Origin of the sequence: Salipiger pentaromativorans, from assembly GCF_024721115.1 — a bacterium.
GTDB classification, from domain to species: domain Bacteria; phylum Pseudomonadota; class Alphaproteobacteria; order Rhodobacterales; family Rhodobacteraceae; genus Salipiger; species Salipiger pentaromativorans.
In genome coordinates, this window is sequence record NZ_JAMDHK010000013.1 from 86,689 (window position 1) to 104,626 (window position 17,938).

Below are 17,938 nucleotides of genomic sequence, written 5' to 3' on the forward strand. Positions count from 1 at the left end.
ATTTGCAAGAATTTTCGAAAATTCTTGCCCGCCCCGCTCAGAGCGTTTCGAACTGGGCGCGGTCCTTCGCCGACCAGCGCAGCAGCAGGACAAAACCGTCCTCCTCCTGCCGCTCCTCCAGCACCAGCCCCTTGTCGAACAGCCAGGCCCGTTTGCGCCCGTCGCCGAACCCCAGACGCAGTTCCTCGTCCAGAGTGTCGCCCTGCAGCCGCTGGGTCACCGCTGCCAGAAACCCGTCCAGCCCGTCGCCGGTCAGCGCCGACACTGCAAAGACCTCCTCGTCCCGCGCGGCGCGCGCCAGCACCGCCGCCCGCGCCTCCGGGTCCAGCCGGTCGGTCTTGTTCCAGACCTCGATCTGCGGCACCGCCTCATCGACGCCAAGCGCCGCGAGGATCGCCGCCACATCCCCGGCCTGTTCCTCGGTGTTGGGATGCGAGATGTCGCGCACATGCACGATGATGTCGGCGGCCAGAACCTCTTCCAGCGTGGCGCGGAAGGCCGCAACCAGCTCGGTCGGCAGGTCCGAAATGAACCCCACCGTGTCCGACAGGATCACCTCGATCCCCGTGGGCAGCCGCACTGCCCGCATGGTCGGGTCCAGGGTCGCGAAAAGCATGTCCTTGGCCATCACCTCGGCACCGGTCAACCGGTTGAACAGCGTCGATTTTCCCGCGTTGGTATAGCCCACCAGCGCGACGATCGGATAGGGCACCTTGGCGCGCGCCTTGCGGTGCAGATCGCGGGTCTTGACCACCCTATCGAGCTGGCGGCGCAGCCGCACGAGCTGCTCGTCGATGGCGCGGCGGTCCGCCTCGATCTGGGTTTCGCCGGGCCCCCCGACAAAGCCCAGCCCCCCGCGCTGGCGTTCCAGGTGGGTCCAAGCCCGCACCAGCCGGGTGCGCTGATAGGAGAGCGCCGCCATCTCGACCTGCAACACGCCTTCGCGGGTGGCCGCCCGGTCGGAGAAGATCTCGAGGATCAGCCCGGTCCGGTCGAGCAGCTTGACGCCCCACTCCTTCTCCAGATTGCGCTGCTGCACCGGCGAGACCGGCCCGTCGACCAGCACCAGCTCGGCCTCGGCAGCCCCGATCTGCGCCTTCAGCTCGGCGATCTTGCCCGAGCCGAAAAGCGTGCCAGGATGCGGATCGCGCAGCGGCACGACCGCGCTGCCCACGACCTCGAGATCGGGGAGCGCGGCGGCCAGGGCCACGGCCTCTTCAAGCGCCATCTCCGCATCGCGGCGGTCGCGGTCAGAGCGGATGTCGGGATGCAGGACCCAGGCGCGGGTCACATGCGCGGCGTGTTCCTTCAATCGTTGCCGTCGCCGTCATACAGGTTGATCGGCTGCGACGGCATGATCGTCGAAATCGCATGCTTGTAGACAAGCTGCGACTGCCCGTCGCGGCGCAGAAGCACGCAGAAATTGTCGAACCAGGTGATGACGCCCTGCAATTTGACGCCATTGATCAGGAATACCGTGACCGGAACCTTGGTTTTGCGGACATGGTTGAGAAATGCGTCCTGAAGGTTTTGTCTGTCCGAAGCCATTGATTTTGCCTTTATTCTTGCCCTCCGCCGCAAGGCGGCCTTCCCTCTTCCGGGCGAGTATGTATCGCGCGTGCGGGAACTTCCAGTGCAAAAATCCGGGCATTGCCCAAAAGCCGGGCGGGGCTTTGCTCATTGCCTGCCGGGCAGGCAGGTGCGGCTCAGTCGCGCCAGATGTCCGGCGTCAGCAGCACGATGATCGCCAGAAGTTCGAGCCGCCCCAGCACCATCGCGGCACAGATCGTCAGCTTGGCACCGGCGGTCAGCGCCGCCAGATCCACCGGCTGTTCGGCGGCGGCAAAGATCAGCGGGCCGCAATTGGTGAGCCCGGCGATGGTCAGCACCATGGCATTCTCGAAATCGATCCCGAACAGGCCGAAGATCAGCGAGAAGGCCGCGATGGACATGGCGAACAGCATGAAGAAGACCCAGGCGATGAACGCCCCCTGCCGGCGGATCCGCCGCGCCATCACCCCCGAGCGCCCGACCGAGGACGGGTGCACCAGCCGTTCCAGCTCGCGCTTGCCGGCAAGGTAGAGCGCATAGATCCGCAGCAGCTTGACCCCGCCGGCGGTGGTGGCCACCCCGCCCCCGACGATGGCAAGCCCCATGAGGATCAGCCCCGGCGTCGGCAGGCCCGACCAGCCGCGCGCCTCGGCCCAGTCGGCGCTGACGAATCCGGTGGTGGAGAGAAAGGAGAGCGCGGTGAACACCCCGCCCCAGAGCGCCCGCAGCCCGAGCAGCCAGTTCTGTTCCTCCCCCACCTCGAACGCGGCGATCCAGTGCCGCAGGAACAGCACCGCCGGCACCATGGCGGCAATGACGATCCCCATGCGGAACTCGGGGTCCTGTCCCAGCCCGGGACGGTGCGATCCGCCGGTATCGCCCGAAAAGGTCAGCCGCGACAGCGCGAAGAACAGGAAGCAGAAGACGATCATCTCGCCGGCGAGCCCGCTCGGCGCCTGCATCGGCCCGCCGATGGGCGAAATCCCCGAGGTCGCCATGGTGGACATGGCATGGCTCAGCGCCACCAGCGGCGGATCGCCGGCCAGCAGCAGCATGATCCACAGCGCCAGCGTCAGCCCCGCATAGATCGGCACCAGCAGCCGCGCCGAGGCCGACAGCCGCTGCGCCGGGTCCGACAGGTCGCGCCGGGCGGCGCCGGCATCGACGCTCTGCCCCGGTTCGCCGCGCGCGGTGACCTCGAAACCGCCCAGCGTCAGCGGCGCCAGGATCGCCGCCGCCGCGACCCACATCAGCAGGCCGCCCATCCAGCCCACCTGCGCCCGCCAGAGATGCTCGGACGAGGACAGCCGGTCGGGCGCGAAAAGCGTCGCGCCGGTGGTGGTCAGGCTCGAGATCATCTCGACGAAGGCGTTGAGGAAGGTGGTCGTCCGCACCGCTTCGTGAAACGGCACCGCCAGCACCGCCGGCAGCAGCACGAAGGCCGCCATCAGCGCAAAGAGCTGTCGCGAAGCCGAGCGGTTATGCGGCCGTGTCGCCTGGGCAATGGCGACCAGCGCGGTCACCACCATCCCCACCAGCGCCGAATAGAAGAAGCTGCGCGCGTCGTGGAATTCCTCCTCGGCCAGCGCCACCGCCGCGGGCAGGATCATCGACGCGCTGGCGAGCCCCGTCAGCAGCAAGATCAACGGCATGCGGGTCAGAGCGCGCATCGGTCAGAAAAAGTCGATCGACACCTGGAGGAGCCGTTCGACCTCCGGCACGTCGCTGGCCATGGCAAACAGAACGATGCGGTCGCCATCCTCGATCCGCAGCCCGCCGGTGATCTTGACCACCTCCTCGCCCTTGCGCACGGCGCCCACGAGGACACCTTCGGGGAAGTCGATCTCGCGGATGGACTTGCCGGCCATCGAGGAGGTCGACAGCACCTCGGCCTCGATCACCTCGGCCTCGGCATCGCCGATGGAATAGACCGACCGCACCCGCCCGTGGCGGATGTGGCGCAGGATCGAGCTGACGGTGGTGGCGCGCGGGTTGATATAGGCGTCGACGCCCAGCGGCTCCATCAGCGGGATCATCGTGGGATCGTTGACCAGCGCGATGGCGAAGGGGCAGCCTTCGGCCTTGGCACGCACGGCGGCGAGCATGTTCGTCTTGTCGTCGTCGGTGACGCAGAGCACCGCATCGGCACGGTCGATGCCCGCCTCGGCCAGCAGCGCCGAATCCAGCCCGTCGCCATGCAGCACGATGGTGCGCTCCAGCGCGTCGGCGGCCCGCTCGGCGCGCTTGCGGTCGCGTTCGATCACCTTGGCACGGATGCGTTCGGTGCGCGCCTCGAGGGCGCTGGCCACCGCGAGGCCGACATTGCCGCCGCCGATCACCACCACGCGCTCCTGCTTGCGCTGCGACTTGCCGAAGATCTCGAGCGTGCGGCGGATGTCGTCCTTGTGGACGACCACATAGCAGGAATCGCCGACGAAAAGCTGATCGCCCGGTTCCGGCGCGAACAGCGTGCCCTCGCGGCGCACGCCCACCACCACCGAGCGCAGGGTCGAGAACAGATCGGAAAGCTGCCGCAGCGGCGTGTTGACCACCGGGCAATCCTCTTCGATGGTCAGCCCGAGAAGCTGCGCGCCACCGTCGAGAAACCGTTCCGTATCGAAGGCGGCAGGGGCAGAGAGGCGCTGCTGCGCCGCCTCGGCCACCTCGCGTTCGGGGCTGATCACCACGTCGATGGGCATGTGATCGCGGCGGTAAAGGTCGGAATAGATCGCTGTCAGATAGCTTTGCGAGCGCAGCCGCGCGACCTTGCGGGGGATGGCAAAGATCGAATGGGCCACCTGACAGGTGACCATGTTGACCTCGTCGGAATAGGTGGCGGCGATGATCATGTCGGCATCGCGCGCACCGGCCTTTTCCAGAACGTCCGGATAAGAGGCAAAGCCCGCGATCCCCTGCACGTCGAGCGTGTCGGTGGCGCGGCGCACCAGATCGGGGTTGCTGTCGACGACGGTGACGTCGTTGCGCTCGCCCGAGAGATGCCGGGCGATCTGCCAGCCGACCTGCCCCGCACCGCAAATGATGACCTTCATGCGCTCCTCGCCTCTGGTCCCAACGTCTTTGTGGCATGACACGCAGGCGCCGGACGGTCAACGCCCCGCAGTCCCCGTCCCGCCGCGGCGGGTCGCCCGCCGGTCCGGATGCCGTTTCGCCATGCGCCGCGCCCGTCCCTCACCGGAGCAGGCCCCGGTCGAACACGGGCCTATCCGCCGGCCAGCGCCTTTTCCTTCCAGGCCCGGTGCCAGGCCCGCACCGCCTCGCGCGTTTCCCAGGTGTAGCGCGGATCCTCGGTCACCTGGCCGAACCAGAGCCGCCCCTGCCCCAGCCGCCAGGGATCGAGGATCACCCCCGTTTCCATCGGCCGGCCCCGGGCGGTCACGATGACCGTGGCATGTTCCAGGCTGAGGTTGCGCGCATTGGCGATGGCCCGGTGCAGTTCGAGCGTCCGGAACGCCTCGGCATGCAGCGCGATCTCCATCGCATCGGCCCAGTCCTGGCACACGCCCTTGTCCCGGAACCCGTTCACCACCTTGAAATTATGCACCAGCGGCGCATCCACGACCCGCCACTCCCGCGCCCAGGCCAGCGGTTCCAGCACCGCGATCCGTGCCGCGCGCGCCGCCTCCTGCGGATCGACATCCGGCCCCAGCGCCCGCAGCGCCGCCGTGACCTCGGCAATCTGCGCCTCCTGCGCCTCGGCAACCTGCCCGCTGGTCGCGAAACTCAGGCTGTCGGGCGCAACCGGCGCCTCGCAGCCCGCCAGCAGCGCCACGCAGAGCCCGAGACCGGCGAGCCAGCCGCCCCGCATCGGCTTCGACATGTGCTGCGCCTTATCCGACCTTCTGGACATGATCCTCGTCCACATAGGCGATACGCCCGCCGGATTTCGATCCGGTCACCACGCCCAGCGATTTCAGCTTGCGGTGCAGCGCCGAGCGCTCCATCCCTACAAAGGCCGCGGTGCGCGAGATATTCCCGCCGAAGCGGTTGATCTGGGTCAGCAGATATTCACGCTCGAACGCCTCGCGCGCCTCGCGCAGCGGCAGGGTCGCCAGCGTGCCCGAAAGCACCACGCGCCCCTCTTCGTCGCCGTCCACCGGCGCCTCCTGCGGCAATTCGCGCGCCTCGATGGGGCCGCTGCCTTCGCCCAGGATCAGCACCCGCTCCACCAGGTTCTTGAGCTGGCGCACATTGCCTGGCCAGATCATCGTCTGCATCAGCGCCACCGCATCCTCGCTCAGCGTCCGCAGCGGCAGGCCCTGCGCCTTGTTGCAGGCGTCGATGAAATGCTCCGCCAGCAGCGGAATGTCCTCGCGCCGGTCCTCGAGCGAGGGCACCGCGATCGGCACCACGTTCAGCCGGTGATAGAGCTCCTGACGGAAGCGGCCCGCCGCGATCTCCTCGTCGAGATCGCGATTGGTCGAGGAGATCACCCGCAGATCCACCCGCACCTTGTCGGCGCCGCCGACGCGGACAAAGGACTGATCGACCAGCACGCGCAGGATCTTGGACTGGGTGCCAAGCGGCATATCCGCCACCTCGTCGAAATAGACCACCCCGCCATGCGCCTGCTCGAGCAGCCCCGGCTCGATGCCGCGCTCGGGCGTCTCGCGCCCGAACAGCACCTCTTCCATGGTCTCGGGCTCGACGCCTGCGCAGTTCACCGTGATGAACGGCCCCGCCGCGCGGCCCGAATTGGAATGGATGTAGCGCGCCGCCACCTCCTTGCCGCAGCCCGCCGGGCCGGTCAGCATCACCCGCCCGTTCGATTTCGTCACCTTCTCGAGCTGGCTGAGCAGCGCGCGGAAGGCGGCGCTGTCGCCCACCATCTGGGCCACCTCGGTCTCGCGCCGCTTGAGCTTCTGGTTCTCGCGCCGCAGCCGCGAGGTCTCCATCGCGCGGCGGATCACCACCAGCAACTGGTCAATGTTGAAGGGCTTTTCGATGAAATCGTAAGCACCCTGCTTGATCGCGGCGACCGCGATCTCGATGTTGCCGTGGCCCGAGATGATGATGATCGGAATATCCGGGTTGTCGCGCTTGACGGTCTTCAGGATGTCGATCCCGTCCATCTTGCTGTCCTTCAGCCAGATGTCGAGGATCATCAGGCCGGGCGGTTCGGAATTGACCTCCGACATGGCCTCGGTCGAATTCGACGCAAGCCGCGTGGTATAGCCTTCGTCCTCGAGGATGTCCCCGATCAGCTCGCGAATGTCGCGCTCGTCGTCGACGATCAGGATGTCGCTCATGTCTGCCCCTCTAACTCTGAAATGACTCTGTGCATATGGGCCGGCCGCGCCGGCGCGAGCCCGAGCGGCAGGCGGATCACCGCCATCGCCCCGGCATGGGTCGCACCGTCGAATAGCGGCGCGTCTTCGAGAACCAGGCTGCCGCCATGCTCCTCGATGATCTTCTTCACGATGGGCAGGCCAAGGCCGGTGCCCTTGTCGCGGGTGGTCACATAGGGCTCGAAAAGCCGCGCCCGGTCCTCGGGCAGCCCGATGCCATTGTCCATGATGCGGATCAGCGCCCGCCCGTCATCGTCTTCGAGAGAGACGCGGATCTCCGGGGAATAGCCTTTGGGAACGCCGTTTTCCGTCAGGGTTTCAATGGCCTCTCCGGCGTTCTTGATAAGGTTGGTCAGGGCCTGCCCGATCATCGTCGCGTCCAGCTCGGCGGGCATCTCGCCCTCCGGGAAATCGGTGACAAAGCGCACATCGGGCTGGCCGGTCTCCTGCAACAGCACCGCGCCGCGCAGCAGCGCCACCACGTCCTCGGGCTTGCGCTCGGGCTCGGGCATGCGGGCGAACTTGCTGAACTCGTCGACGATCCGCCGCAGATCCTCGGTCTGGCGCACGATGACCTCGGTCATCTGGTCCAGCTTCTCGGCATCCTCGGCCTCCATCGTGCGGCCGAACTTGCGCTTGATGCGCTCGGCCGACAGCCGGATCGGGGTGAGCGGGTTCTTGATCTCATGCGCGATGCGCCGCGCCACGTCGCCCCAGGCGGCCATGCGCTGCGCGCTGACCAGATCGGTCACATCGTCGAAGGCGACCACATAGCCCTCGAGCGAGCCATTGTCCCGCCGTCGCACAGACATGCGCACCAGAAGATGTTCCAGCCGCCCCTCGCGGCTGACCTTCACCTCTTCCTGCGCGGTCTCGTGCCCGCTGTCGCGCAGCTTTGCGAAAAGCGCGCCGAACTCCGGCACCGCCACGGTGATCGGCACTTCGGATTTGGTCTCGTGCCAGCCCAGCAGCCGTTCCGCCGAGCGGTTCACGAAAGTCACCCGCCCGGTATCGTCGAGCCCCACCACCCCGGAGGTCACCGAGGAGAGCACGGAATCGAACAGCCGCTGGCGGCGTTCGATCTGGCGGGTGTTTTCCAGCAGCGTCTCGCGCTGCGCCTTGAGCTGCCGGGTCATCTGGTTGAAATAGCGCCCGAGCATCGAAATCTCGTCGTCGCCCTCGTCCTCGATGACCTGCACATCCAGATCGCCGGCGCCGACCCGCTGCGCGGCGCCGGTGAGCCGCCCCACCGGCTGCGCCAGCCGCTCGGCGAACCACAGGCCCAGCCAGGTGGCCGCCAGGATCAGCAGCATCGCAAAGCCAAGATAAAGCAGCGCAAAATCGAAGAGCCGCCGGCCGCGTTCGCTTTCCTGCTGCTGATAGAACTGTGCGGTGGCCTGGGTCTCGTCGAGCAGGTTCAGCAGGTTCCCGTCCACATCGCGGCTGACATAAAGATAGCGGTCGGCAAAGGCCGTCAGCGGGATCATCGCCCGCAGCTCGTGGTTGTCCCAATCCGGGATCAGCACCATGCCCTGCTCGTCCGCCTGGGCGATCTGGGCAATGGTGGGCTGCTCGTAATCGAAGAGATACGACCGCTCGCCCCGCGCCCGGATCTCGCCCGCACCGTCGATCACATAGGCCTCGCGCAGACCGCGCTGGATCTGCCCCTGCCCTTGTTGAAGAATCTGCCGTATATCCCCATCGTCCAAGGCAAAATTCGCCCGGCGCGCGGCATCCAGAAAGCGCCCCAGCGCCTCCACGTCCTCGGAAAGCCCGCGGCGCTGCTCGGCCTCATAGGCTTCGGCGGCGGCAAGCGAGGCGCCCACCACGTTCTGCACGCGGCTCGAGAACCAGGTTTCCAGACCGATATTGATGGTGAGCACCGCAAACACCGCAACGGTGACGGTGGGCAGCAGCGCCATCAGCGCGAAGACGCCGGTCAGCCGCAGGTGCAGCCGCGAGCCCGCCGATTGCGCCCGGCGGTCGGAGATCATCCGCGCCACCCGCGCCAGCACCAGCGCCGCCAGCAGCAGGACATAGACCAGATCGGCCAGCAGCACGAGCCGCAGGCTCATCTCGGTGCCCCGCCCGCTGTCGAGCGGACCCAGCACCATGAAGGTTGCCAGCGCCAGCACCGGCCCCAGCAGCACGAGCCCCAGCGTGGCCGCGTTCTGCACCCGCCGCTGTCGCCGCAAACGGCTGAGCCGGGACCACGTCATGCGACGCGCACCAGATTTCCGTGCCCGCGTGGCCACAGAGATACCTCACAAGGATGTGCTGCTCGAAGCAGCGGACCGCCATATCTTGTGGCTTCTTTGCCGCTTCGCGAAAAACGAAGCAGCGCGGCCACATCTATGTGACCCTTTTACATCAGTTTGCGGCGGCGTGTCACGCGAATATCCAGATCGGTGATCTTCTTGCGCAGGGTATTGCGGTTGATTCCCAGCAGATCGGCGCATTTCGCCTGATTGCCGCCGGTGGCCTCCAGCGCGATCTCGATCAGAGGCGCCTCGACCTCCTTGAGAATGCGCGCGTAGAGCCCCGGCGGCGGCAGCATGTTGCCGTGCAGGTCGAAATAGCGGCGCAGGTGACGGGCCACCGAGGTGCCCAGTTTCTCCGCGTCGCCGCCGCGCAGGATCGGGCCGGTATCGGGCTGGTTGCCCAGCACCGCCTCGACCTCGGACCGGCTGATTTCCTCGGCGCGCGAGGTCAGGCTCAGGCGCCGCACGGAGTTTTCGAGCTGCCGCACGTTGCCCGGCCAGCTATAGGCGCGGAACAGCTCGGCGGCATCCCGCGACAGCCAGCGCTTGGGCGCGCCCTCGCGCTCGGCACGGGCCAGGAAATGGTCGGTCAGCAGCGCGATGTCCTCGACTCGCTCGCGCAGGCTCGGCACGTTGATCGTGGCGCCGGAGAGCCGGTAATAAAGATCCTGCCGGACGCGCCCGTCTTCCATCGCCTGCGCCAGATCGCCCTGCGAGGTGGCCATGAAGCGCGGCACATGTTCGCCGGGGATGTCCATCATGCGCACCACGCGCGCCTGGATCTCGTCCGAGATGTCGGTGATCTCGTCAATGAGCAGCGTGCCGCCCTTGACCCGCGCCAGCACCCGCGCGGGGCCTTCGAGATCGGACAGGTCGGCGCCGGTCACGGTGATGAAGGGCAAGGTGCGGCGGTCGGAGAAATCGTGGATCGCGCGCGCGATCAGCGATTTGCCCGTGCCGCTCTCGCCCGAGATCAGCACCGGCAGATCGGTGTTCATGACCCGCGCAACGAGACGGTAAAGCGCCTGCATCGCGGGCGTCTTGCCGACCAGCGGCAGTTCGTCCGGCCCGTCGGCACCGATCGTTGCCACATCCTCGCGCTTGGGCGCGCGGTTGCGATTGTCGAGCGCCTTGGCGGTGCGCTTCATCAGATCCGGCAGGTCGAAGGGCTTGGGCAGGTAATCGTAGGCCTCGGCCTCGGCGGCCTGGATCGCCGTCATGATGGTGTTCTGCGCCGAGATCACGATGACCGGCAGGTCGGGCCGGTCCTGATGAATTTTCGGGAGCATTTCCAGACCGTTGCCATCGGGCATGACCACGTCCGAGATGACCACGTCGCCCTTGCCCTCGCCGACCCATCGCATCAGCGTGGTGAGCGAGCTGGTTGCATGTACCTTACATCCCGCGCGCGTCAGCGCCTGGGTCAGAACCGTACGGATCGTGCGGTCATCATCTGCGACCAGAACCGTGCCATCCATTATTTCTTCTCCTCTGTCTCGCGCGGGGCGCGGGGAAGCGAAATCCGAAAGACCGTGCGGCCGGGCACAGACTCCACGGAAATCCAGCCGTCATGATCCGATATGATTTTGGAGACCAGCGCGAGGCCCAGCCCCGTACCGTTTTCCTTGCCCGACACGAAGGGATCGAAGATGTCGCCCTTGATGTCGTCGGGCAGGCCGGGGCCGTCGTCGATCACCTCGACCTGAAGGGGGAGCTTCTGCGTCGTGCCGTCCGCGCGGCGCATCCGGAAGGAATGTTCAAAGAACGTGTGCAGCCGGATCGTACCGCCTTCTTTCGGGTCGGCGGCTTCTGCCGCGTTCTTCAGGAGGTTCAACACCACCTGCAACAGCTGGTCGGGATCGCCGAAGGCCAGCGGCAGCGAGGGGTCGTAATCCTCGATGAATTTCATATGCGCGCCGACGCCGAGCTGGGTGGAGCGCCGCGCGCGGTCGAGCACGTCGTGAATATTGACGGGCTTTTTCTCGGGCGCCGAGAGATTGCCGAACTGCTCGACCTGTTCGAGCAGCTTCACGATGCGGCGGGTCTCGGCCACGATGAGATCTGTGAGTTCGAGATCGTCCTTGGAGAGAGACATCGACAGAAGCTGCGCCGCCCCGGCGATACCCGCGAGCGGGTTCTTGATCTCGTGCGCCAGCATCTCGGCCATGCCGATGGCCGATTTCGCGGCGGATTTCACCGAATGGCTCTGGGTCATGCGCCCCGCCAGCTCACGCGGGGAAATCAGCATAATGAACCAGCCGGGATAGTTCTGCACCGGCGCCAGTTGCAGGTTGCAGACCAGCGGCGGGCGCGAGCCGGTGCCCACGTCGACATCGTTCACAAACAGCGGCGTGCCGTTTTCACGCGCCCGCGCCAGGCTTTCTTCCAGCGGCGCGTCCACCGCCAGCCGGTCCCAGATCGGCTGACCGATCAGCCATTTGGCCGAGTTGTTCATAAAGCCCTCGGCCGCCGGGTTCATGTCGGCGATGCGCTCCTCGGCATCCAGCAGGATCGCCGGAACCGGCAGCGAGGACCAGAGCTGCATCTGAAGCTCGTTGTTCATGCCGCCTCCATCAACGCCTCTTCCAGCGCCGGTTTGAGAAGCGACAGAACGCGCGAGGGATCGCGCTCGGTGAGGATCTCACGGCGCGGCTCCGGGGCCGTGCCCGCCGCGTCCATGTACCAGCCCAGATGCTTGCGGGCGCATTTCGCCCCCAGCTCCGGCCCGTAAAAGCCGATCATTGCGTCGTAATGCTCCTGAACAATGTCTGTCAGCGCCGCCCCCTGCGGCACCTGCGGCGCGGGCGCGCCGTAAACCTCATGCGCGATCTCGGCCAGCCGCCAGGGCGCGCCCTGCGCACCGCGTCCCACCATCACGCCATCGGCGCCGGAGAGGCGCAGCGCCTCGCGCGCGCTGGCCGCGTCCACGATGTCGCCATTGGCGATCACCGGCACCGAGACCGCCGCTTTCACCGCGCGGATCGCCGCCCAGTCGGCGCGGCCCTTGTAGAACTGGCAGCGCGTGCGGCCGTGAATCACGATCATCCGCACCCCCGCCGCCTCGGCCCGCTTCGCAAGACCTGCGGCGTTCAGCGTGTCGCCATCCCAGCCGAGCCGTGTTTTCAGCGTCACCGGCACGTCGACCGCCTCCACCACCGCCTCGATCAGCCGCAGCGCGTGGTCGGGCTCACGCATCAGCGCCGAGCCGGAATAGCCGCCGGTGACCTTCTTGGCCGGGCAGCCCATGTTGATGTCGATGACCCTGGCGCCCATGTCCGCCACCATACGCGCGGCCTCGGCCATGGGTTCGGGCGCACGGCCCGCGATCTGCACCGAGGTGTTCTCGATCCCCGCGCCCAGCTCGGCCTTTTCACGGGTGCCGGGGCGCGCGGTGAGGAATTCGCCGCTCGCGATCATCTCGGACACGACAAGACCCGCCCCCCAGCGCGCCACCAGGGTTCGGAACGGCAAGTCCGTAATGCCCGCCAGCGGGGCCAGCAGAACAGGTGGAGAGATCGACCTGTCACCCAGAGGGAAACTCAAGCGCCTATTCCTTGTGCAGATGCTTGGGAGGTAACCTGCCGCCGCCGCTCATTCAATCGTTCCGGCCCTTTAAAGCCCCTTCACAACGCAGTTTGCACAATTTTTAAGCGCGACGCCAGAGCGCATTGCGCAGCGCCGGGGCAGTGCCTAGAGAGGCCGGTAAGGAGCGAGGCCCATGGACACAGCCGTTATCATCGTCGCCGCCGGGCGCGGCACCCGTGCCGGGGGCGATCTGCCCAAGCAATGGCGCGAGATCGCGGGCAAACCCGTGGCGCGCTGGACGCTGGAGGCGTTTGCCCACCTGCCCCGGCTTCTGCTGGTGATTCATCCCGACGACCGCGCCCGTGCAACCGCCGTCTGCGCGGGCCTGCCGGTGACGCTGGTCGAGGGCGCCGGGGACCGCGCCGGATCGGTGCGCGCGGGGCTGGCGGCACTGGCGGGCGATCCGCCCGCGCGGGTGCTGATTCACGATGTGGCGCGGCCCTGCGTGCCGCGCACGGTGATCGACGCGGTGTGCGCCGCGCTGGACCATGCGCCGGGCGCCGCCCCGGCGCTTGCGGTGACCGATGCGCTCTGGACCGGCGCCGGCGGCCATGTGACCGGCACCCGCGACCGCGCCGGGCTTTTCCGGGCGCAGACGCCGCAGGGCTTTCGCTACGACGCCATCGCGTCCGCCCATGCCGCCCATCCGGGCGGCGCGGCGGACGATGTCGAGGTGGCGCGCGCCGCGGGGCTGGACGTGGCCATCGTTCCGGGCGAGGAACGCAATCTCAAGATCACCGGCCCCGAGGATTTCGCGCGGGCCGACGCGCTTTTGAAGGAGCAGAGAATGGATATTCGCCTGGGCAACGGCTTTGACGTGCACCGCTTCGGCGAGGGCGATCATGTGGTGCTGTGCGGCGTGGCGGTGCCGCACGGGCGCGGTCTTCAGGGCCATTCCGACGCCGATGTCGGCATGCATGCGGTCACCGATGCGCTTTACGGCGCCATGGCCGAAGGCGACATCGGCCGGCACTTCCCGCCCAGCGATCCGCAGTGGAAAGGCGCCGCGTCAGAGATCTTTCTGCGCCACGCGGTGGATCTGGCGGTCTCCAGGGGGTTTGCCATCTCCAATATCGACGTGACGCTGATCTGCGAGCGCCCCAAGATCACCCCGCACGCCCCCGCGATGATCGCGGAGATGGCGCGGATCATGGGGCTCTCCGCCGACCGCGTCTCGGTCAAGGCGACCACCTCCGAGCGGCTGGGCTTTACCGGGCGCGAAGAGGGAATCGCCGCCATCGCAACAGCCACGCTGGTGAGATCATGAAAGCCATCGCTTCGTTCTTCTATGTCGGATTCCTGAAACCCGCCCCGGGCACCTGGGGCTCGCTCGCCGCCCTGCCCGTCGCCTATGCGCTGCTGCTGGCGGGCGGGTTCTGGCTGCTGCTGATCGCCACGCTGCTGGCCTTTGTCCTCGGACTGCTGGCCACCAAGGCCGTGACCGAGGGGGCCGACGACCATGACCCTTCGTGGATCGTCATCGACGAGGTGGTGGGCCAGTGGATCGCGCTTTTCCCGGTGGGTTATGGCGCGGCGATGATGGGGGTGGAGATCTGGCGGCTTTATCCCGGCTGGATCACCGGGTTTCTGTTCTTCCGGCTCTTCGACATCTGGAAACCCTGGCTGGTGGGCAGGGCCGACCGGCGCGGCGATGCGCTGGGGGTGATGCTGGATGACGTGATTGCGGGCGTGTTTTCTGCTATCGTCAGCATTGCGCTTGCCGCGCTTGCCCATGGAGTCCTGATGTGACCGAAGTCCTCGCCCGAGAGATCCTCATGCGCGCCCGCGAACAGGGCGTCACCGTCACCACCGCCGAAAGCTGCACCGGCGGCATGGTCTCGGCGGCGCTGACCGATGTGGCGGGCTCGTCGGACATCTTTCACCGGGGCTTTGTCACCTATTCCAACGCCGCCAAGCAGGAGATGCTGGGGGTGCATGCGGAAACGCTTTCGGTGCACGGGGCGGTGTCGGAAGAGGTGGTGCGCGAGATGGCCGAGGGCGCGCGGCGCGCGGCGGCAGCGGATCTTGCGGTGGCGATCTCGGGCATCGCGGGCCCCGGCGGATCGGAGCACAAGCCCGAGGGCATGGTGTGTTTCGCGCTCGCCCGCGAGGGCGAGACGGTCACCGAGACGGTGGAATTCGGCGCTCTGGGCCGCGCCAATGTGCGCGCGGCGGCCACGCATCACGCGCTGGAGCTGCTGCGGAGCGCGCTGGCGGGAGAGTGAGGGGCGGTGGGCAGGATTGCCCACCCTACGCCCCTGCCCCGGACCAGGTCCGGGGCGGGTGTCACGCGCCACTCAAGCCGTGCCGTAAAGCTCCGCCGCACGGCGTTCGAAGGCGCGCACGATGCGCTGCATCGCCTCGTAAAAGAACATCCCCGCCGCGCCCTGAAGGATACGGTTCTTGAACTCAAAATCGACGAAGAAATGCACGTCGACCCCGCCCTCGGCACTGTCTTCGAAGCGCCATTTCGAGATCATGTGCCGGAACGGCCCGTCGAGATATTCCGTGTCGATCCGGTTCTCGCCCGGCCACAAGGTCACCCGGCTGCCAAAGCGTTCGCGGAAGACTTTGAACGAGATCACCAGATCGGCCAGCATCACCTCGTGATCGGCATGCTCCTCGCGCGAGCGGATGCGCGCGGCGGCGGTCCAGGGCAGGAACTGCGGGTAGGATGCGACATCGGCCACGAGGTCGTACATCTGCTGCGCGCTGTAAGGCAGGTGTTTTGTCTCGGAATGGGTCGGCATGTCGCTGGTCCGGCGGTCCTTTATCGCGTGACAGTGGGTCCCCATTTCGTATGCTGGGCGCGGCTTTGCAAGGGGGTTGGGATGACAGAGCGGCCATATGTCGTAGACGAGATGATCTCGGCCAAATCCATCGCCGCGCGGATCGAGGCGCTGGCGCGCGAGATCGGGCGCGAATTCCGGGACACCGACAAGCTGGTGGTCGTGGGGCTTTTGCGCGGCAGCTTCGTCTTCATCGCCGATCTGGTGCGCGAGATCGACCTGCCCGTCGAGGTGGATTTCCTCGAAGCCTCCTCCTATGGCGACGCCATGCAGTCGAGCCGCGAGGTGCGCATCCTCAAGGACCTGCGCTCGCCCATCGAAGGCCGCGACGTGCTGGTGGTCGAGGACATCGTCGACACGGGCTTTACCCTCAGCCACGTTCTGCGCCTGCTGAAATCGCGCGAGCCGCGCAAGCTGCGCACCATCGCGCTTCTCGACAAACCGGCGCGGCGCGAGGTCGATCTGCGCGCCGACTGGACCGGATTCGAGATCCCCGACGAATTTGTCGTGGGCTATGGCATCGACTACGCGCAGCGCAACCGCAACCTGCCCTTCATCGGCAAGGTGCGCTTTCCCGAGGGCTGAGATGAATTTCCTCTGGCTCCTGCGCATGGCCAAATGGGCCCGCAACCCGCCCTCTGCGGGCCGCGTCAAGCTGGTGCTGGCGGTGATCGCCATCTGCCTCGCGCTCTACGCGATCGAACGCTGGGTGGGCTGGCCCGAGGCGCTGAGCACCGAGCGGGTGCGGGTGCCGACCCGCGTGATGCCCTGACCGCCGGCATCACATCTGCGCGAGGATCGCGTCAGAAAATCGCCCCACGATTGATCCACTCGCCTTCCCTTAGGTCAACATCCTGCTGTTTCCGCTGGGAAATCCCGCTCCGGCGTTGAGATCACCGCGCGCATTGCCCGCCCCCGGCACCACCGCAGAGCGCGATTGCCAGACGGCTGCACTCCGGAAAGACTGGATATGCTCCGTGGCCCTGCCGGGTCTGCTCGGGCGAACGCGTCACACAAAAGGGGGGAGACCCATGACCCGATTTCTGACCGGCCTCGCGGCCATTGCGATCTGCACCGCCGGTGCCGTCCAGGCGCAGGACTTCAGCGCCCCGCTCAAGGCGCGGCAGGGCCAGTTCCGCATTCTGGCGATCAACCTCGGCACATTGGGCGGCATGGCCCAGGGCAAGATCGACTATGACGCCGAGGCCGCGCAGATGGCCGCCGACTCACTGGTCGCCGTGACGATGATCCACGAAGGTCCGCTCTGGCCCGAAGGCTCGTCCGAGATGGACATCGACGGCACCCGCGCCAAGGCCGAGATCTGGGACAATTGGGAGGATTTCGCCTCGAAATGGTCCGCGCTCGGCGCGGCGGCCGAAGGTATGCAGACCGTTGCGGCCACCGGACAGGAGGCGCTCGGCCCCGCTCTGGGACAGCTCGGCGCGGCCTGCAAGGCCTGCCACGACAGCTACCGCGCGCCGGAATCCTGACGCCGTGCGCCGGCTGATCGGCGGTCTGGCCCTGGCGGGCCTGTTTGCCGCCGGGGCCGCCTGGGTGCTGAGCGCGCCCCGGCCCCTGCCCGGCGGCAGCTTTGCCGGGGTTGCGGGCGACGCGTCCCGTGGCGCGCAGGTGTTCACCGCCGCGGGCTGCGCCTCCTGCCACCATGCGCCCGACGCCGAGGGCGAGGCCAAGCTGGTCTTGACGGGCGGCCAGCGCTTCGTCTCGGATTTCGGCACCTTCCTGGCGCCAAATATTTCGCCCGATCCCGACCACGGGATCGGCGGCTGGTCCGAGGAAGATTTCGCCAATGCGGTGCTGCGCGGTGTCTCGCCCGAGGGCGCGCATCTCTACCCCGCCTTCCCCTACACCGCCTATACCCGCATGGACGACCGCGATCTGGCCGACCTCTGGGCCTATATGCAGACCCTGCCCGCCTCGGACACGCCCAGCCTGCCGCATGAGCTGGGCTTTCCCTTCAACATCCGCCGCAGTCTCGGGTTCTGGAAGCTGCTCTATTTCAACGACGACTGGGTGATGCCCGAGGCCGAGGGCCAGCAGATGGTCCGGGGCCGCTATCTGGTCGAGGCGCTGGCGCATTGCGGCGAGTGCCACACCCCGCGCGACATGCTGGGCGGGCTCGACACATCGCGCTGGCTGACCGGCGCGCCCAATCCCAACGGGCGCGGCACGATTCCGGGGCTGACGCCGGATCACCTGAGCTGGGACGCGAGCGAGATCGCCTACTACCTCGAAACCGGCTTCACCCCCGATTTCGACAGCGTCGGCGGACATATGGTTGAGGTGGTGGAGAATTTCTCGCAGCTCTCGGCCGAGGACCGCGCGGCGGTGGCGGCCTATCTCAAGGCGCTGCCCGAGGGCGGGGAGATGCGTTAAGACGTTCGTTCCGAGAAGGGTCGCTCCACAAGCGCAACGGAAGCCGGGCCCG

General features: G+C 67.2%; 18 protein-coding genes. 7 read left to right on the plus strand and 11 right to left on the minus strand.

Features of this window, described 5'->3' with window-relative positions:
- Nucleotides 1-37: 37 nt before the first annotated feature.
- The 10 genes from hflX to dusB all read right to left on the minus strand — a co-directional run bounded on the left by hflX (nucleotide 38) and on the right by dusB (nucleotide 12,661).
- Nucleotides 38-1,291 carry a GTPase HflX gene (gene hflX / locus M4578_RS17900; RefSeq protein ID WP_258094732.1) on the minus strand — a complete coding sequence of 418 codons (1,254 nt, stop codon included), beginning with the start codon at nucleotides 1,289-1,291 and terminating at the stop codon, nucleotides 38-40.
- Between the two features lie 17 nt (nucleotides 1,292-1,308).
- Nucleotides 1,309-1,548, minus strand: coding sequence for an RNA chaperone Hfq (gene hfq / locus M4578_RS17905; RefSeq protein WP_007800966.1), 240 nt, complete (start codon nucleotides 1,546-1,548; stop codon nucleotides 1,309-1,311).
- Nucleotides 1,549-1,706: 158 nt separating this feature from the next.
- Complete coding sequence (locus M4578_RS17910; RefSeq protein ID WP_258094664.1) at nucleotides 1,707-3,221, minus strand: TrkH family potassium uptake protein; 1,515 nt, start codon at nucleotides 3,219-3,221, stop codon at nucleotides 1,707-1,709.
- A 3-nt stretch (nucleotides 3,222-3,224) separates the two neighbouring features.
- Complete coding sequence (gene trkA, locus M4578_RS17915) at nucleotides 3,225-4,601, minus strand: Trk system potassium transporter TrkA (RefSeq protein WP_258094665.1); 1,377 nt, start codon at nucleotides 4,599-4,601, stop codon at nucleotides 3,225-3,227.
- A gap of 170 nt (nucleotides 4,602-4,771) precedes the next feature.
- On the minus strand, nucleotides 4,772-5,389 hold the full coding sequence (locus M4578_RS17920) for a hypothetical protein (RefSeq protein WP_258094666.1): 618 nt from the start codon (nucleotides 5,387-5,389) through the stop codon (nucleotides 4,772-4,774).
- Nucleotides 5,390-5,399: 10 nt separating this feature from the next.
- Nucleotides 5,400-6,818: a nitrogen assimilation response regulator NtrX gene (gene ntrX, locus M4578_RS17925; RefSeq protein ID WP_258094667.1), complete on the minus strand. Its 1,419-nt coding sequence runs from the start codon at nucleotides 6,816-6,818 to the stop codon at nucleotides 5,400-5,402.
- Nucleotides 6,815-9,076: a sensor histidine kinase gene (locus tag M4578_RS17930; RefSeq protein ID WP_258094668.1), complete on the minus strand. Its 2,262-nt coding sequence runs from the start codon at nucleotides 9,074-9,076 to the stop codon at nucleotides 6,815-6,817. Before M4578_RS17930 ends, ntrX begins: the two co-directional genes overlap by 4 nt.
- Before the next feature lie 146 nt (nucleotides 9,077-9,222).
- On the minus strand, nucleotides 9,223-10,596 hold the full coding sequence (locus M4578_RS17935) for a response regulator (RefSeq protein WP_258094669.1): 1,374 nt from the start codon (nucleotides 10,594-10,596) through the stop codon (nucleotides 9,223-9,225).
- The gene (locus M4578_RS17940) at nucleotides 10,596-11,681 is read right to left on the minus strand and encodes a two-component system sensor histidine kinase NtrB (RefSeq protein WP_258094670.1); all 1,086 of its coding nucleotides are present in this window, start codon (nucleotides 11,679-11,681) and stop codon (nucleotides 10,596-10,598) included. The genes M4578_RS17935 and M4578_RS17940 overlap by 1 nt, the downstream gene beginning before the upstream one ends.
- Nucleotides 11,678-12,661, minus strand: coding sequence for a tRNA dihydrouridine synthase DusB (gene dusB, locus M4578_RS17945; protein ID WP_258094671.1), 984 nt, complete (start codon nucleotides 12,659-12,661; stop codon nucleotides 11,678-11,680). Before dusB ends, M4578_RS17940 begins: the two co-directional genes overlap by 4 nt.
- A 175-nt stretch (nucleotides 12,662-12,836) precedes the next feature.
- Here dusB and M4578_RS17950 point away from each other — a divergent pair, with 175 nt between their 5' ends.
- The 3 genes from M4578_RS17950 to M4578_RS17960 are packed head-to-tail and all read left to right on the plus strand — an operon-like array spanning nucleotide 12,837 to nucleotide 14,928.
- The gene (locus M4578_RS17950) at nucleotides 12,837-13,970 is read left to right on the plus strand and encodes a bifunctional 2-C-methyl-D-erythritol 4-phosphate cytidylyltransferase/2-C-methyl-D-erythritol 2,4-cyclodiphosphate synthase (protein ID WP_258094672.1); all 1,134 of its coding nucleotides are present in this window, start codon (nucleotides 12,837-12,839) and stop codon (nucleotides 13,968-13,970) included.
- Nucleotides 13,967-14,452, plus strand: coding sequence for a phosphatidylglycerophosphatase A family protein (locus tag M4578_RS17955; protein WP_258094673.1), 486 nt, complete (start codon nucleotides 13,967-13,969; stop codon nucleotides 14,450-14,452). The genes M4578_RS17950 and M4578_RS17955 overlap by 4 nt, the downstream gene beginning before the upstream one ends.
- Nucleotides 14,449-14,928, plus strand: a complete 480-nt coding sequence (locus M4578_RS17960) for a CinA family protein (protein WP_258094674.1) — start codon at nucleotides 14,449-14,451, stop codon at nucleotides 14,926-14,928. Before M4578_RS17955 ends, M4578_RS17960 begins: the two co-directional genes overlap by 4 nt.
- 72 nt (nucleotides 14,929-15,000) lie before the next feature.
- Here M4578_RS17960 and M4578_RS17965 read toward each other — a convergent pair whose 3' ends face one another.
- On the minus strand, nucleotides 15,001-15,453 hold the full coding sequence (locus tag M4578_RS17965; protein ID WP_258094675.1) for a type II toxin-antitoxin system RatA family toxin: 453 nt from the start codon (nucleotides 15,451-15,453) through the stop codon (nucleotides 15,001-15,003).
- Nucleotides 15,454-15,534: 81 nt separating this feature from the next.
- Here M4578_RS17965 and hpt point away from each other — a divergent pair, with 81 nt between their 5' ends.
- The 4 genes from hpt to M4578_RS17985 all read left to right on the plus strand — a co-directional run bounded on the left by hpt (nucleotide 15,535) and on the right by M4578_RS17985 (nucleotide 17,886).
- Nucleotides 15,535-16,077, plus strand: a complete 543-nt coding sequence (gene hpt / locus M4578_RS17970) for a hypoxanthine phosphoribosyltransferase (protein ID WP_258094676.1) — start codon at nucleotides 15,535-15,537, stop codon at nucleotides 16,075-16,077.
- Nucleotide 16,078: 1 nt separating this feature from the next.
- Nucleotides 16,079-16,264, plus strand: a complete 186-nt coding sequence (locus M4578_RS17975; RefSeq protein ID WP_258094677.1) for a hypothetical protein — start codon at nucleotides 16,079-16,081, stop codon at nucleotides 16,262-16,264.
- 259 nt (nucleotides 16,265-16,523) lie between these two features.
- Nucleotides 16,524-16,982 carry a c-type cytochrome gene (locus tag M4578_RS17980; RefSeq protein WP_258094678.1) on the plus strand — a complete coding sequence of 153 codons (459 nt, stop codon included), beginning with the start codon at nucleotides 16,524-16,526 and terminating at the stop codon, nucleotides 16,980-16,982.
- Nucleotides 16,983-16,986: 4 nt separating this feature from the next.
- Nucleotides 16,987-17,886 carry a c-type cytochrome gene (locus tag M4578_RS17985; RefSeq protein WP_258094679.1) on the plus strand — a complete coding sequence of 300 codons (900 nt, stop codon included), beginning with the start codon at nucleotides 16,987-16,989 and terminating at the stop codon, nucleotides 17,884-17,886.
- The last annotated feature ends 52 nt before the right edge of the window (nucleotides 17,887-17,938 follow it).

Coding starts and splice junctions, on each gene's coding strand:
- M4578_RS17950 (WP_258094672.1), top strand. CDS start 12,837: ATGGACACAGCCGTTATCATCGTCGCCGCCGGGCGCGGCACCCGTGCC.
- ntrX (WP_258094667.1), bottom strand. CDS start 6,818: ATGAGCGACATCCTGATCGTCGACGACGAGCGCGACATTCGCGAGCTG.
- M4578_RS17980 (WP_258094678.1), top strand. CDS start 16,524: ATGACCCGATTTCTGACCGGCCTCGCGGCCATTGCGATCTGCACCGCC.
- M4578_RS17935 (WP_258094669.1), bottom strand. CDS start 10,596: ATGGATGGCACGGTTCTGGTCGCAGATGATGACCGCACGATCCGTACG.
- trkA (WP_258094665.1), bottom strand. CDS start 4,601: ATGAAGGTCATCATTTGCGGTGCGGGGCAGGTCGGCTGGCAGATCGCC.
- hfq (WP_007800966.1), bottom strand. CDS start 1,548: ATGGCTTCGGACAGACAAAACCTTCAGGACGCATTTCTCAACCATGTC.
- hpt (WP_258094676.1), top strand. CDS start 15,535: ATGACAGAGCGGCCATATGTCGTAGACGAGATGATCTCGGCCAAATCC.
- M4578_RS17930 (WP_258094668.1), bottom strand. CDS start 9,076: ATGACGTGGTCCCGGCTCAGCCGTTTGCGGCGACAGCGGCGGGTGCAG.
- M4578_RS17955 (WP_258094673.1), top strand. CDS start 13,967: ATGAAAGCCATCGCTTCGTTCTTCTATGTCGGATTCCTGAAACCCGCC.
- M4578_RS17910 (WP_258094664.1), bottom strand. CDS start 3,221: ATGCGCGCTCTGACCCGCATGCCGTTGATCTTGCTGCTGACGGGGCTC.
- M4578_RS17920 (WP_258094666.1), bottom strand. CDS start 5,389: ATGTCGAAGCCGATGCGGGGCGGCTGGCTCGCCGGTCTCGGGCTCTGC.
- M4578_RS17975 (WP_258094677.1), top strand. CDS start 16,079: ATGAATTTCCTCTGGCTCCTGCGCATGGCCAAATGGGCCCGCAACCCG.
- M4578_RS17965 (WP_258094675.1), bottom strand. CDS start 15,453: ATGCCGACCCATTCCGAGACAAAACACCTGCCTTACAGCGCGCAGCAG.
- M4578_RS17940 (WP_258094670.1), bottom strand. CDS start 11,681: ATGAACAACGAGCTTCAGATGCAGCTCTGGTCCTCGCTGCCGGTTCCG.